Source organism: Blastococcus sp. DSM 46786, assembly GCF_900109665.1.
In the GTDB taxonomy this organism is placed as follows: domain Bacteria; phylum Actinomycetota; class Actinomycetes; order Mycobacteriales; family Geodermatophilaceae; genus Blastococcus; species Blastococcus carthaginiensis.
The window spans coordinates 18,694-33,343 of record NZ_FOAO01000001.1 but is presented as its reverse complement, the minus strand read 5'-3'; the positions used below and the strand labels follow the sequence as shown (position 1 = coordinate 33,343).

Annotated in this window: 10 protein-coding genes and 1 tRNA gene; 7 read left to right on the top strand and 4 right to left on the bottom strand. The window is 74.0% G+C overall.

The features are described from left to right. Nucleotides 1-92: 92 nt before the first annotated feature. Nucleotides 93-2,204 carry a putative bifunctional diguanylate cyclase/phosphodiesterase gene (locus BMW62_RS00165; protein ID WP_091928826.1) on the bottom strand — a complete coding sequence of 704 codons (2,112 nt, stop codon included), beginning with the start codon at nucleotides 2,202-2,204 and terminating at the stop codon, nucleotides 93-95. Between the two features lie 229 nt (nucleotides 2,205-2,433). Here BMW62_RS00165 and BMW62_RS00160 point away from each other — a divergent pair, with 229 nt between their 5' ends. Further along, on the top strand, nucleotides 2,434-3,783 hold the full coding sequence (locus tag BMW62_RS00160) for an aminotransferase class V-fold PLP-dependent enzyme (RefSeq protein ID WP_170852151.1): 1,350 nt from the start codon (nucleotides 2,434-2,436) through the stop codon (nucleotides 3,781-3,783). 219 nt (nucleotides 3,784-4,002) lie between these two features. Here BMW62_RS00160 and BMW62_RS00155 read toward each other — a convergent pair. The 3 genes from BMW62_RS00155 to BMW62_RS00145 form a co-directional block, all read right to left on the bottom strand. Further along, a tRNA-Arg gene (locus tag BMW62_RS00155) sits at nucleotides 4,003-4,074 on the bottom strand. Nucleotides 4,075-4,144: 70 nt separating this feature from the next. Continuing rightward, the gene (locus BMW62_RS00150; protein ID WP_091928824.1) at nucleotides 4,145-4,807 is read right to left on the bottom strand and encodes a DUF305 domain-containing protein; all 663 of its coding nucleotides are present in this window, start codon (nucleotides 4,805-4,807) and stop codon (nucleotides 4,145-4,147) included. A 31-nt stretch (nucleotides 4,808-4,838) separates the two neighbouring features. After that, nucleotides 4,839-5,564, bottom strand: coding sequence for a DUF3105 domain-containing protein (locus BMW62_RS00145; protein WP_091928823.1), 726 nt, complete (start codon nucleotides 5,562-5,564; stop codon nucleotides 4,839-4,841). Between the two features lie 157 nt (nucleotides 5,565-5,721). Between BMW62_RS00145 and argS the strand changes: the two genes are divergently transcribed. The 6 genes from argS to rho all read left to right on the top strand — a co-directional run bounded on the left by argS (nucleotide 5,722) and on the right by rho (nucleotide 14,543). Then, nucleotides 5,722-7,383, top strand: a complete 1,662-nt coding sequence (gene argS / locus BMW62_RS00140) for an arginine--tRNA ligase (RefSeq protein ID WP_091928822.1) — start codon at nucleotides 5,722-5,724, stop codon at nucleotides 7,381-7,383. Continuing rightward, nucleotides 7,380-8,873, top strand: a complete 1,494-nt coding sequence (gene lysA, locus BMW62_RS00135) for a diaminopimelate decarboxylase (protein WP_091928821.1) — start codon at nucleotides 7,380-7,382, stop codon at nucleotides 8,871-8,873. The genes argS and lysA overlap by 4 nt, the downstream gene beginning before the upstream one ends. Further along, nucleotides 8,870-10,174 carry a homoserine dehydrogenase gene (locus tag BMW62_RS00130; protein ID WP_091928820.1) on the top strand — a complete coding sequence of 435 codons (1,305 nt, stop codon included), beginning with the start codon at nucleotides 8,870-8,872 and terminating at the stop codon, nucleotides 10,172-10,174. The genes lysA and BMW62_RS00130 overlap by 4 nt, the downstream gene beginning before the upstream one ends. Next, the gene (gene thrC, locus BMW62_RS00125) at nucleotides 10,171-11,244 is read left to right on the top strand and encodes a threonine synthase (protein ID WP_211434910.1); all 1,074 of its coding nucleotides are present in this window, start codon (nucleotides 10,171-10,173) and stop codon (nucleotides 11,242-11,244) included. The genes BMW62_RS00130 and thrC overlap by 4 nt, the downstream gene beginning before the upstream one ends. Then, on the top strand, nucleotides 11,241-12,191 hold the full coding sequence (gene thrB / locus BMW62_RS00120) for a homoserine kinase (RefSeq protein WP_091928819.1): 951 nt from the start codon (nucleotides 11,241-11,243) through the stop codon (nucleotides 12,189-12,191). Before thrC ends, thrB begins: the two co-directional genes overlap by 4 nt. A 366-nt stretch (nucleotides 12,192-12,557) precedes the next feature. Next, complete coding sequence (gene rho, locus BMW62_RS00115; RefSeq protein WP_348271441.1) at nucleotides 12,558-14,543, top strand: transcription termination factor Rho; 1,986 nt, start codon at nucleotides 12,558-12,560, stop codon at nucleotides 14,541-14,543. The last annotated feature ends 107 nt before the right edge of the window (nucleotides 14,544-14,650 follow it).

Sequence of the window (14,650 nt, the reverse complement as noted above, 5' to 3'; positions counted from 1 at the left end):
GCGGCGGCCCGAGGTCCCACCACCGCGGCGCTGCCGGAACGCGCGCCCGGCCCCGTCAGCCGATCCGGGCCGTCGGGGCCTCGGTCCGCGGGCTAGGCATGGCCGCGTGTCGTGGCTCCCCGGACCGGGTCGACCCCACCTGGTGGAGCTGCGGTGGCTGCCCGGGGAGCCGGTGCGGAGCGAAGCGCGGCTCCGGGGCTGCCCGACCGGCGGCGCTCTGCGCCGGGCGAGGCGTGCTGCGGAGGAGCGGGCCGTCCCAGGTGGTAGCCCTGCCCGTACTGCACGCCGAGCTGCTCCAGGGCGGCGAGCTCGTCGGCCGTCTCGATGCCCTCGGCCACGAGGACGAGGTCCAGGATCTGCCCGAGTGCGACGATCGCACCGATGACGGCCCGGTCCTCGGAGCAGGTCGCGATGCCGTGGACGAAGGACTTGTCGATCTTCAGGACGTCGATGGGGAAACGTCGCAGGTAGCTCAGCGACGAGTAGCCCGTGCCGAAGTCGTCGAGGGCGAGCCGGATCCCGAGAGCCTTGAGCGCCTCGAGCTTCTGCGTCGTGCCGGCCGTGTCCTCGGCGAACAGCGACTCGGTGATCTCCAGGGTGAGCCGGTCCGGCGCGAGGCCGGAGGCGCGCAGCGCCTCCGTGACGTCGTCGACCAGGTCGGGGTGCTGGAACTGGCGCACCGAGACGTTGACGCTCATCCGCGGTCCCCGGCCGTCGGACTGCTGCCAGGCCGCGGCCTGACGCGTGGCCTCCCGGAGGATCCAGCGGCCGATCGGGACGATGAGGCCGCTGTCCTCGGCGAGGGTGATGAACTGCACCGGCGGCACCATCCCGCGCGTCGGGTGCTCCCAGCGCACCAGCGCCTCGTAGCCGGTGACCCGGCGGGGGGTCAGGTCGACGATCGGCTGGTAGTGCAGCACCAGCTCCTGCCGCTCCAGCGCCTGGTACAGGTCTGCCTGCAGGCGCTCGCGGTCGAGGTGGTCGGCGTGGTGGCTGGGCTGGAACACCTCGCAACGACCCTTGCCGCTGGTCTTGGCCACGTACATCGCGATGTCTGCCGCACGGAGCAGCCCGATGCCGCTGACGCCGGCGGTGGTGGTCGTGGCCAGGCCGATGCTGAGGCCGGCCCGGACCATGCGGTCGACGACGAGCACCGGCTCGCGCAGCGCGGCGAGGATGCGCTCGGCCACGCGCGGAGCCATCTCACCGCTCTGCGGGCCGCCGAGCAGGACGGCGAACTCGTCGCCGGCCAGGCGGGCGAGCGTGTCGCCCGGGCGCAGGCAGGCGCCGATACGCTGGGCCACCACCTCGAGCAGCGCGTCGCCGCCGTCGTGGCCGAGGGTGTCGTTGACCGCCTTGAGGTTGTCGAGGTCCAGGAACAGGACGGCAGCCGGGGTCCCGGTGTCGTGTTCGAGCTCCTCGGCGGCGCGCAGGCGCTCCATGAACAGAGCCCGGTTCGGCAGGCCGGTCAGCGGGTCGTAGAACGCCTGGGTCCGCAGCTGCTCCTCGAGTTCCCTGCGGTCGCTGACATCCCGGGTGGTGAGCACGATGCCGGTGACGGCGGGATCGTCCCGGAGGTCGTTGACGACGGTCTCGGTCCACCGCCAGGAGCCGTTGCGGTGCCGCATCCGGACGGCGGGGCTGGACGTCGGGGGCGCGCCCCGCACGACCGAGGCGAGCTGGTCGCGGAAGGTGCGGGCGTCCTCGGGGTGCACGAGATCGTGGATGTCGGTGCCGATGAGCGTCCCGGGCGGGTAGCCGAGCACCCAGCCGACCGACGGCGTCTGGTAGGTGACCGTGCCGGAGGGGTCGACGACGGTGATGACGTCGGAGGCGTTGCGCACGAGTGCGCGGAAGTGCTCCCCCGCCTCGAGTGCGTCGAGCAGGCTGTTGAATGCCTGGGCGGTCTCCCCGAGCTGGTCGTCGGAGTCCACGCGGATGCGCTGGGAGGTCGACTGCGTCCAGTCGCCGGTGCGGCTGGCCTGCGAGATCCCCTGGGCCACCGACCGCAGGTGGCTGCTGAGCACGGCCAGCCGGCCGCCGACGAGGCACCGGCACAGCGCGTAGCTGAGGGCGCCGACGAGGAAGCCGGCGCCGAGGCACGCCGCCTTGAACACCGGGCGCTCGGCGTACTGGGCCGGCACGCCCAACCCGGTCGCGAACGGTGGGAAGACCAGCCCGACCGCGATGCCGAGACCGACCATCCAGACCGCCAGGTCCTAGAAGACCCGTGATGTCAGCCGCAGTCCCCGTCGCCGGCGACGGCCGTTGCCGACCTCGATCCGCGTTCCGCTCATGCTCAGTCCCTCGACAACCGGTACCGGCCCTTGAGCCTGCTGCCCGTAGATCCCCCGGACGGGTCAGTGCACCGGGCAGCGGTGCACGCCCGCTTGAGAAATGCGGCCGGCGGCCGATGGGACAACCATGCAACCGGTGCGTGATACGGCCCTGAGCCGGCTCGTCGGCGACGACGTCCGGGTCCCGACGGTCGGTGGGGGGCTGTCCCGCTACGTCGATCTGGACGCCGCCGCGACCAGCTCGGCATCCGTCCGGGTGGTGCAGGCCGTGCAGGACCTCCTGCCCTGGTACTCCAGCGTGCACCGCGGGGCGGGGGCGAAGTCCCGGTGCACCAGCGCCCGCTACGAGGAGGCGCGGGAGACGGTGCTGGACTTCGTCGGGGCCGACCGGCGCTCGCACGGCGCGGTGTTCACGCGGAACACCACCGAGGCGCTGAACGCGCTGGCCTTCCGGTTGCACCTGGCGCCGGACGACGTGGTCGTGACCACGGCCGCCGAGCACCACGCCAACCTGCTGCCGTGGCGCCGCCACGCGCGGTTGCGGGTCGTCGACGTCGACGCCGGTGGGACCTTCTCCACGGAGCAGGTCGTCGCCGGACTCGACCGGCAGCCCGCGGCCCGCGTCCTGGCCGTCACCGGGGCCTCGAACGTCACCGGCTGGTTGCCGGACCTGGCTGCGATCACGGCCGCGGCACGGGAGAGGGGTGTCTTCGTCGTCGTCGACGCTGCCCAGCTGGCGCCGCACCGGCCCATCGACATGGCGGCTCTCGGAGTGGACGCCCTCGCCTTCTCCGGCCACAAGATGTACGCACCGTTCGGTGCCGGGGCGCTCATCGCCCCCCGGACGGTCCTCGACCGCGGTGAGCCGATGCTCGTCGGTGGCGGCGCGGTGAAGGCCGTCTCGTTCGACGACGTCGTCTGGGCCGATGGGCCCGACCGCGACGAGGCCGGGTCGCCGAACGTCCTGGGTGCCGTCGCACTGGCCACGGCCGCCGAGGAGCTGCGGAGCGACTGGGCCGGGCTGCTGACCCACGAGCAGGCCCTGGTCGATGCGCTGGACGCCGAGCTGAGCAGCGTCCCGGGGCTCCGTCGCTACGGACCCGCCTCCGGGGACCGGCTGCCGGTGGCGGCCTTCAACCTCGACGGCGTCCCGCACGAGCTGCTGGCTGCCCGGCTGTCGGCCGAGTACGGGATCGGCGTGCGCAGTGGCTGCTTCTGCGCCCATCCCTACATGGCCCGGCTGCTGGGTCTGACCGAGGAAGAGGTGGACCGCTTCCACCAGGACGCCCGCGCCGGGCGCCGCCAGTTGCCCGGCGCCGTGCGCGCCAGTGCCAACCGGGCCACCTCGATCGAGGAGGTCGTGGCGCTCGGGGATGCCCTCCGTGCCATCGCCGCGACACCCGAGCAGGGGCGTCGCTACGGCCTGGACGAGCACGGAAACCACGTGCTGCCCGGGGTCCGCGTCCACGTGCCGACGGGAGCGTGATCGCCGGCGCCGTCGCCCGCCTGCCGGTGGGAAGACCAGTGCGAGCCCGAGCCCGTCGTCCCTCACCGACCGGATCGGTGGCCGACGTCCGATCGACGTGATCGGCACCGGCGCCGCTCGGGCGGGCCGTTCCGGGCTCCGGCGCCGCTCGGGCGGGCCGTTCCGGGCTCCGGCGCCTCGCCCGTCAGCCTGTGCCGCGGAGGCTGCATGTCCGCTCTGTGCCCCCGGCAGGATTCGAACCTGCGCACCCGCCTCCGGAGGGCGGTGCTCTATCCCCTGAGCTACGGGGGCTCGGTGGTGGGGCAGGGAAGAAGTTACCAGCCCACCACGGCGGTCCGGGACGCGGCTCCCGGGCCGCGGGTCACGGCTCCGGGAGGGGGGTGGCCCCCCGGGCGGCGAGCATGTCGGTCATCGTCCCGGTCTCCGCGCCCTGCGACTCCACGATGGACTCGGCGAGGTCGCGCACGGCCCGCTCCTCCGCGTGCTCCGCAGCGTAGGTGGCCATGTCGAAACCACCCTGGTGGTGCCGGATCATCAGTTGCAGGAACTCGACGTCGAAGGCGCGGCCGGACAGGCTGCGCAACTCGGCCAGCTCCTCCTCGGTGGCCATGCCGGGCATGGGCGCGCCGGTGCCCATGGCCATGTCGTGCCCGCCATGGCCCGCGCCCTCGGGCATCCACGCCATGGTCTCGCCGCCGGTGAGCGGCACATTCCAGAGCGCGAGCCAGCCCTGCATCCGGCCGGCCTGGTTCAGCTGGGTCTCGGAGATGTCGAACGCCAGCGACTCGACCTCGGGGTCCTCGCTGCGTTCGGCGACGAGGTTGGCCATCTCCACGCCCTGCAGATGGTGGATGGACATGTCCCGGGCGAACCCGGCGTCGACCGAGTCGGCCGCGGGGTCGGCGTCCCGGCCGACGCCGAGTGCGACGGCGAGCCCGCCGCCGAGGAGGAGCAGACCGACGCCGATGACGGCGAGCAGGGCGATGCGCAGCGGGCTGCGCGTGGTGCTGGTGGGTTCGGTCACGTGGTCACCTCCGGGGCGCCGTCGGTACCGGTCAGGGGGCGGTGGGAGCGCCGGCGTCGTCGCTCTCCAGGGCCGGGTCGGCGAGGAAGTCCGGCCGCTCGCAGGTGGCGCCGGGCTCCGGGAACTCGCCGGCCTTGTAGGTCATGAGGTCGGCGAACTGCTTGATCCGCTCGTCGTCGGCGCTGTCCACCTTCAGCTGCTCGCCCCACGACTGCACGCTGATCGGGGAGTCCTGGCCTTCGTACGGCGAGAGCATGCGGCCGGAGACGCCCTCGACCAGCCCGGCGAGCGTCTCGACGCCGGCGTCGGAGACCTGCTCGGGGTCGTAGGTGATCCACACGGCGCCGTGCTCGAGGCTGTGCACCGCGTTCTCGTGCCGGATGTCCACGTCGTAGACGGTGCCGGTGCAGTCGGCCCAGACGGGATCGTGCTCGCCGCCGACCGGCGGCGACTGCTCGTAGTCGACGGGGGTCTGGACGTGCTCGCCGGCACCCTCGAGCTCGTAGGTCGCGGCGCCGGCGATCTCGTCGATCGAGTCCACCCGCAGGGCGTCGGCCTCCTGGACCTGAGCGACGGCGTAGTAGATGACGGCCGCGGCGAAGACGACGACGGCGATCGCGGCGGCGATCAGCCCCCAGGGCCGCTGCTGCGCCACGACCTGCGTCGGCGGCCGGGTGCGGCCCCCTGCGCGCCCGCCGGACCGGGTGGCCCCACCACCGGTGGCTCGGCTCTTGTCGGGCGTGCGGTCCTTGGCCAAGGCCTCTCCTCGTTCACGGGGCGCGTCCGCGCCGATGCGGTGGGGACCGGGCGGACCCCGGCTCACCGGGCGCGAGTCTAGGTCGGCCGCCTGTACGTCAGCTGGGAGCCGGGCGGGGGCGGCGGGGCGCCGCCGGTGCCATCAGTACGCTCGCCGGGTGACACCGGAGCAGCTCCAGGACGTCGTCCGCACCGCCGTGGCCGCGGTCGTCGGACGAGGCGCGCTGCCCGTCGACGTACCCGCCGAGGTCGTCGTCGAGCGGCCGAAGAACCCCGAGCACGGCGACTACGCCACCAACGTCGCCCTGCGCCTGGCCAAGCCGGCGGGCCGCCCCCCGCGCGAGGTGGCCGCACTGCTCGCCGAGGAGCTGCGCGCGCACCCGGGCGTCGCAGCCGTCGACATCGCCGGCCCCGGCTTCCTCAACATCACCCTCGCCCAGGGCGCGCTCGGCACGATCGCCGTCGACGCGGTGACGGCGGGGGAGGCCTACGGGCGCACCCGGAACCTGGCCGGGCAGAAGCTCAACCTGGAGTTCGTCTCGGCCAACCCGACGGGACCGGTGCACATCGGCGGCACGCGCTGGGCCGCCGTCGGCGACGCGATCGCCCGCCTGCTCCAGGCCAGCGGGGCGGACGTCACCCGCGAGTACTACCTGAACGACGCCGGGGCCCAGATCGACCGGTTCGCCCGGAGCCTGCTCGCGGCGGCGCACGGCCGCGAGGTGCCCGAGGACGGCTACGCGGGCAGCTACATCGGCGACATCGCCACCCAGGTCGTGGCCGCCGAGCCCGGCCTGCTGGACCGGTCCGAGGCCGACCAGCTGCCGGTCTTCCGCGCCCGGGGCGTGGAGCTCATGGTCGCCGAGATCCGCAGCACGATGGAGGCGTTCGGCGTCCACTTCGACGTCTGGTTCTCCGAGACGTCGCTGCACCGGGCCGGTGCCCTGGAGAAGGCCGTGGCCCGGCTCCGCGAGCAGGGGCACGTCTACGACTCCGAGGGCGCGGTGTGGCTGCGCACCACGACCTTCGGCGACGACAAGGACCGGGTGCTGGTCAAGGCCGACGGCGAGCCCACCTACTTCGCGGCCGACTGCGCCTACTACCTGGACAAGCGCGAGCGCGGTTTCGACAAGGTCGTGATCATGCTGGGCGCCGACCACTCGGGCTACGTCGGCCGGTACAAGGCGCTGGTGGCCGCGGCCGGTGACGACCCCGCCGCCCACCTCCAGATCCTGCTCGGCCAGCTCGTCAACCTGCTCCGCGACGGCGAGCCGGTGCGGATGAGCAAGCGCGCCGGCACCGTGGTCAACCTGGAGGACCTGGTCGACGCCATCGGCGCCGACGCCGCCCGGTACGCCCTGGCCCGGGCCTCGGTCGACCAGCAGATCGACATCGACATCGACCTGTGGACCAGGAAGACCAACGACAACCCGGTCTTCTACGTGCAGTACGCGCACGCCCGCATCTCGTCGGTGCTGCGCAACGCCGCCGACCTCGGGATCGCGCTCGGCGAGGCGGGCGACGTCGACGTCACCGCGCTGGTGCACGAGCGGGAGAACGACCTGCTCCGCGCGCTCGGGGAGTTCCCGCGGGTGCTCACCTCGGCCGCCGAGCTGCGCGCCCCGCACCGGGTGGCGCGCTACCTGGAGGAGCTCGCCGGCACCTACCACCGCTTCTACGACGCCTGCCGGGTGCTGCCCCGCGGCGACGAGGAGACCACGCCGCTCACCACCGCCCGGCTCTGGCTCTGCGCCGCGACCGCGGTGGTGCTCCGCAACGGGCTCGGCGTCCTCGGCGTGACCGCGCCGGAGCGGATGTGAGGGCGCACCCCGCGGGGCCGCTGCACGGCAACATCACCCCGCCCACGGCCGCCGGCGCCCCGCCCGAAAAGCTCGGTGCGCTGGACCCGCACGTCTGGCCGCGCTCGGCCACCCGCGTCGACGGCGAGCTGCACCTCGGCGGCCGGGCGGTCACCGACCTGGCCCGCGCGCACGGCACCCCGCTCTTCGTGCTGGACGAGGAGGACTTCCGCGGCCGCGCCGCGGAGTTCGCCGCGGCCTTCGACGACGCCGACGTGCACTACGCGTCCAAGGCGTTCCTCTGCGGCCAGGTCGCCCGGTGGATCGCCGACGACGGCCTGCACCTGGACGCCTGCAGCGGCAACGAGCTGGCGCTGGCCCTGGCGGCCGGGTTCCCCGCGGAGCGGATCGCGCTGCACGGCAACAACAAGTCGCTGGTCGAGCTGCAGCTGGCCGTCGACTCGGGCATCGGCCACGTCGTCCTCGACTCCTTCGACGAGATCGAGCGGCTGGTCCCGATGGCCGAGAAGCGGGTCGCCGACGGCGGGGCGCCGGTGCCGGTGCTCATCCGTGCGACCGTCGGCATCGAGGCGCACACCCACGAGTTCATCGCCACGGCGCACGAGGACCAGAAGTTCGGCTTCTCCCTGGCCACCGGCGACGCGCTCACCGCCGCGGTGCGGGTCATCCGCGAACCCGCGCTCCGGCTGGCCGGCCTGCACAGCCACATCGGCTCGCAGATCTTCGACACCGCCGGCTTCGAGGCCGCGGCGCACCGGGTGGTCGGGCTCCTCGGGCAGGTGCACCAGGCCACCGGTGAGGTCCTGCCCGAGCTCAACCTCGGCGGCGGCTTCGGCATCGCCTACCTGCCCGAGGACGACCCGGTGAGCCCGGCGGACGTCGCGACGCGGCTGCGGGCCGTCGTCGCCGCCGAGTGCGCCCAGCTGGGCCTGCCGGTGCCGCGGCTCGCGGTCGAGCCCGGCCGCGCCATCGCCGGGCCGGGCACGGTCACGCTGTACGAGATCGGCACGATCAAGCCGGTGCGGCTGGGCGCGAGCGGTTCCCCGGGCGCGCCGCAGGTGCGCAACTACGTGTCGGTCGACGGCGGGATGAGCGACAACATCCGCACCGCCCTCTACGACGCCGCCTACACCTGCGTGCTGGCCAACCGTGTCTCCGAGGCCCCGCCCGCCCTGTGCCGGGTCGTCGGGAAGCACTGCGAGAGCGGCGACATCCTGGTCCGCGACCTCTGGCTGCCCTCGGACGTCCAGCCCGGCGACCTGATCGCCGTCGCCGCCACCGGGGCCTACTGCTGGTCGATGGCGAACAACTACAACTACCTGCTCAAGCCCCCGGTGGTCGCCGTCCGGGACGGCGCTGCCAGGGAGATCGTGCGACGTCAGACGCTGGCGGACGTGTTCGCCCTCGACGCGGTCCTCGCCGACCGCCCCGCCCCCTCGCCGGCCCTCGACCAGCCGGCGCCCGAACACCCCGCGGGAGCGACCTCGTGAACCGACCCCTCAAGGTGGCGCTGCTCGGCTGCGGCACCGTCGGCAGCGCGGTGCTGCGCGCGCTGCAGGAGCAGGCCGACGACCTCGGCGCCCGCGTCGGCCGCGCCGTGGAGGTGGCGGGCGTCGCCGTGCGCCGCCCCGACCACCACCCGGACGTGCCCGCGGACCTGCTGACCACCGACGCCCACGCGCTGGTCACAAGGGAGGACGTCGACCTCGTCGTCGAGGTCATCGGCGGCATCGAGCCGGCGCGCTCGCTGATGCTCGCCGCCTTCGAGGCCGGCAAGTCGGTGGTCAGCGCCAACAAGGCGCTGCTCGCCGAGGACGGCGTCGCCCTGCACGCCGCGGCGGCGAAGGCCGGCGTCGACCTCTACTACGAGGCGGCCGTCGCCGGGGCGATCCCGATCCTGCGCCCGCTCCGCGAGTCGCTGGTCGGCGACCAGCTGTCCCGCATCGTGGGCATCGTCAACGGGACCACGAACTACATCCTGTCGCGGATGGCCGAGACCGGTGCCGGCTTCGGCGAGGCCCTGGCCGAGGCCACCGAGCTCGGCTACGCCGAGGCCGACCCGACCGCCGACGTCGACGGCTTCGACGCCGCCGCCAAGGCCGCGATCCTCGCGTCCCTGGCGTTCCACACGCCGGTCTCGGCCGCCGACGTGCACCGCGAGGGCATCTCGACGGTGACCGCCACCGACGTGGCCCGGGCCGCGGAGATCGGCTGCACGGTGAAGCTGCTGGCCATCTGCGAGCGCGTGGCGAACGGTTCCCCCACCCACCCCGGCGACTCGGTCGCCGTGCGGGTGCACCCGGCGATGATCCCGACCACCCACCCGCTGGCGTCGGTCGGCGGCGCGTTCAACGCCGTCTTCGTCGAGGCGGAGGCCGCCGGGCAGCTGATGTTCTACGGGCAGGGCGCCGGGGGAGAGCCCACCGCGAGCGCGGTGCTGGGGGACCTGGTGGCGGTCGCCCGCAACCGGCTGGCCGGGGCCGCCGGGCAGGGGCCCTCGGGCTACGCCGACCTCGCCGTCCGGCCCATGGCCGAGACGCCGACGCGGTACCACGTGAGCCTCGACGTCGCCGACAAGCCGGGTGTGCTCGCTGCGGTCGCCCAGGAGTTCGCGCAGCACGGCGTCAGCATCTCCACCGTCCGCCAGACCGGCCGCGGCGACGCCGCCACGCTGGTCATCGTCACCCACAGCGCCCCGGACGCGGCGCTGTCGGCCACCATTGCCGCACTGCGGGAGATGGCCGCGGTCCGGGGGGTCACCAGCGTGCTGCGCGTGGAGGGTCTGCAATGACGGTCTCGTCGGTCGTGTCCCCGGGCTGGCCGGGCCTCATCGAGGCCTACCGGTCCCGCCTGCCGGTGTCGGACACCACCCCGGTGGTCACGCTGCAGGAGGGCGCCACCCCGCTGGTACCCGCCCGCGAGCTCTCCCGGCGGACCGGCTGCGAGGTCTACCTCAAGGTCGAGGGCGCCAACCCGACCGGCTCCTTCAAGGACCGGGGGATGACGATGGCCATCACCAAGGCCCTCGAGGAGGGCGCGCAGGCGGTCATCTGCGCCTCCACCGGCAACACCAGCGCGAGCGCGGCCGCCTACGCCGCCCGCGCCGGCATGACCTGCGCCGTCCTCGTGCCGCAGGGCAAGATCGCGATGGGCAAGCTGGCCCAGGCGCTGGTGCACGGGGCCAAGCTGCTGCAGGTCGACGGCAACTTCGACGACTGCCTCGCCCTGGCCAGCAAGCTGGCGATCGACTACCCGGTCAGCCTGGTCAACAGCGTCAACCAGTTCCGCATCGAGGGGCAGAAGACCGCCTCGTTCGAGATCGTCGACGTGCTCGGCGACGCCCCGGACGTCCACTGCCTGCCGGTGGGCAACGCGGGCAACATCACCGCCTACTGGCAGGGCTACCGCGAGTACGCCGCCGACGGCACCGCCTCGCGGACGCCGCGGATGTTCGGCTTCCAGGCGGCCGGCGCCGCCCCGATCGTGAACGGGCAGGTGGTGGAGAACCCGAGCACGATCGCCACCGCGATCCGCATCGGGAACCCCGCGTCCTGGACCAAAGCGCTCGCCGCCCGCGACGAGTCCGGGGGGCGCATCGACGCCGTCACCGACCGCGCGATCCTCTCGGCCTATCGGCTGCTGGCCCGCAGCGAGGCCGTCTTCGTCGAGCCGGCCTCGGCCGCCTCGGTCGCCGGCCTGCTGCAGGTCGCCGACGCCGGCGAGCTCGAGCCCGGCCAGCGGATCGTCTGCACCGTCACCGGCAACGGGCTCAAGGACCCGGAGTGGGCCATCTCCGGGGCGCCGGCCCCCGTCACGGTGCCGGTCGACGCCGCCGCGGCCGCGGCCCAGCTCGGCCTGTGACCGGGGTCGTCCGGGTCCGGGTCCCCGCCACGAGCGCCAACCTCGGACCCGCCTTCGACTGCGCCGGGCTCGCGCTGGCGTGCCACGACGTCCTCGAGTTCTCGCTGATCGAGCGCGGGTCGACGAAGATCGTCGTGCGCGGCGAGGGCGCCGGCACGCTGGCCGGGGACGAGTCGCACCTGGTGGCACGGGCCTTCCGCGCCGGGTGTGCAGAGCTGGGGTGGAATGCGCCGGGCCTGCGGATCGAGGCGGACAACGGGATTCCCCAGGGGCGCGGGATGGGGTCCTCCGCGGCCGCGGTGGTCGCCGGATTGCTCGCCGCGTGGTCGCTGTGCCCGGACGTCGACGCGATCGACGGCGATGCGGTCCTGCGCCTGGCCGACGCCCTGGAAGGGCACCCCGACAACGTCGCACCGTGCCTCCTCGGTGGAGCCACGCTGTCGTGGTCGACGGCCGGCGGCGCCCGGGCCGACCGGCTGGACGTGTCCGACGAGCTGCTCGCCGTCGTGCTCGTCCCGGAGGGCGTGCTGCCCACCCACGTGGCCCGCACCCTGCTGCCGGAGTCGGTGCCCCACGGCGATGCCGCTTTCAACGCCGGTCGCGCCGCCCTCCTCGTGCATGCGCTGACCCGTGAGCCCGGGCTCCTCCTGGAGGCCACCGAGGACAGGCTGCACCAGCGGCAGCGGACCGCGGCGATGCCCGGGTCGCTGGCGCTGATCGACCGGCTGCGCGACGCCGGCCACGCCGCCGTCGTCTCCGGAGCCGGTCCGAGCGTCCTGGTGCTGACGCGACGGCATCCGGACGACCCGCCCGGCGATCCTGCCGCCGCGGTGCGGGTCAGGGAGGTCGGTGCCCTCGTGCCGGCCGGCTGGCGCGTGCTCCCGCTGCCCATCGACCCGACCGGCGCCCGGGTCGACCGCCCGGTGCGCCAGGTATCGTCTCGGTAACGGGGAACACGCCGAGATCATCCGGTGTTGTCCTGCCCGTGAGCTGCGACTAGGCTCACGGCGTAGCCGCCCACTCGGGCGAGCCTCGCGCGGGGCCGAAGCAGATGTCCGAACCTCTTCGCCGCTGATCCGCCTCGCATCTCTCGACCTGTCTCCTGACGCGCACCCGCCCTCCGGGCCGGTCCGCCGGGGACCGGGCACCCCCTGCGCTGAGACGCGCAGGTCACCGCAGGGAAGGACCTGTACGTGAGCGAAACCACCGACCTCGGCACGACCGGCGCGCCCGATGCCGCCGCCTCCGCCGAGGGCACTGCCGCTTCTGGGTCGGCCGGGCGTCCCCGCCGCCGCGGCAACGGGCTGTCGGGCATGCTCCTGCCCGAGCTCCAGCGTCTCGCCGGCGAGCTGGGCATCCCCGGCACCGGCCGGATGCGCAAGAGCGACCTGGTCGCGGCCATCTCCGCCCGCCAGGTGGGCGCCGGCTCCGAGGGCGGCGCGCCCGCGCCGGCCACGGAGAGCGGCTCGACCGGTGGCGCGGAGGCCGCGCGCGGTGCGGCCGTGTCGGCCGCGCCCCTCGAGGCGCCCGTCAGCGGCGGCGCCAACGGCGGCCCGGTGACCGGCGAGGCCCCGGTGCGCACCCGCCGGTCGGCCAGCCGCCCGGCCGGCGCGCCCGGCGCCCCGGCCGAGGGTTCCGCGGCTCCGGCCGATGCCGCCCCGGCCGAGGCCCCCGCGCGGGACACCGCGCGGGACACCGCCCCGGCCGAGCCGCGCGAGGACGAGCAGCGCGACGACGAGCGCCCGCAGCGGAACCGCGGCCGCAACCGCGGCGAGCGGGACGGCAACCGTGACGGCGGTGAGCGCGCCGAGCGGGGCAACCGTGACGGCGGTGAGCGCGCCGAGCGGGGCAACCGTGACGGCGGTGAGCGCGCCGAGCGGGGCAACCGTGACGGCGGTGAGCGCGCCGAGCGGGGCAACCGTGACGGCGGCAACCGCGACGGCAATCGCGGTCCCGACGGCCGCAACGACCGGGGCGGCCGGCCGGACAACCGGAGCGACAACCGCACCGACGGCGGCCGCAACGACCGCCCCACCGAGGACGAGGACGACGACTTCGAGGGCGGCCGCGGCCGGCGTGGCCGCCGCTACCGCGACCGCAACAAGCGCGGCGGGAACACCCGCGACCGCTTCGAGCAGGGCGAGCCCACGGTCAGCGAGGACGACGTCCTGCTGCCGGTCGCCGGCATCCTCGACGTCCTGGACAACTACGCGTTCGTCCGCACCTCGGGCTACCTCACCGGGCCGAACGACGTCTACGTCTCGCTGTCGCAGGTGCGCCGCTACGGCCTGCGCCGCGGTGACGCCATCACCGGCGCCGTCCGGCAGCCGCGCGAGGGGGAGCGCAAGGACAAGTACAACGCGCTCGTCCGCCTCGACACGGTCAACGGCCTGGACCCCGAGCAGGCGCGCAACCGGCCGGAGTTCACCAAGCTGACCCCGCTCTACCCGCAGGACCGCCTGCGGCTGGAGACCGAGCCGCACCTGCTGACCACCCGGGTCATCGACCTGGTCATGCCGATCGGCAAGGGGCAGCGCGCGCTCATCGTCAGCCCGCCGAAGGCCGGCAAGACGATGGTGCTGCAGTCGATCGCCAACGCGATCACGACGAACAACCCCGAGTGCCACCTCATGGTCGTCCTCGTCGACGAGCGCCCCGAAGAGGTCACCGACATGCAGCGCTCGGTGAAGGGCGAGGTCATCGCCTCGACCTTCGACCGGCCGCCGGCCGACCACACCACGGTCGCCGAGCTCTCCATCGAGCGGGCCAAGCGCCTGGTCGAGATGGGTCACGACGTCGTCGTCCTGCTGGACTCGATCACCCGCCTGGGCCGCGCCTACAACCTGGCGGCCCCCGCCAGCGGGCGCATCCTCTCCGGTGGTGTCGACTCCACGGCGCTCTACCCGCCCAAGCGCTTCCTCGGCGCGGCCCGCAACATCGAGAACGGCGGCTCGCTCACGATCATCGCCTCGGCGCTGGTCGAGACCGGCTCGACGATGGACACGGTCATCTTCGAGGAGTTCAAGGGCACCGGGAACGCGGAGATCAAGCTGGACCGCCGGCTGGCGGACAAGCGGGTCTTCCCGGCCGTCGACGTCAACGCGTCGGGCACCCGCAAGGAGGAGATCCTCATGTCGCCCGACGAGCTGGCCATCGTCATCAAGCTGCGCCGGGTGCTCGCCGCGCTCGAGCCGCAGCAGGCCCTGGAACTGCTGCTGGACAAGCTGAAGAAGACGCGCAACAACGTCGAGTTCCTCATGCAGATCCAGAAGACGACGCTGGGCCCGGGCCAGGACTGAGCAGGGCCGCCCACCGGCGGGGTTCACCGATCTGGGAGACTGGTCGGCCGAGCCCCGCTGGCGCGGCCGGAAATACCCGTCCGGCCCCCGGCGTTCTGACCGACCGA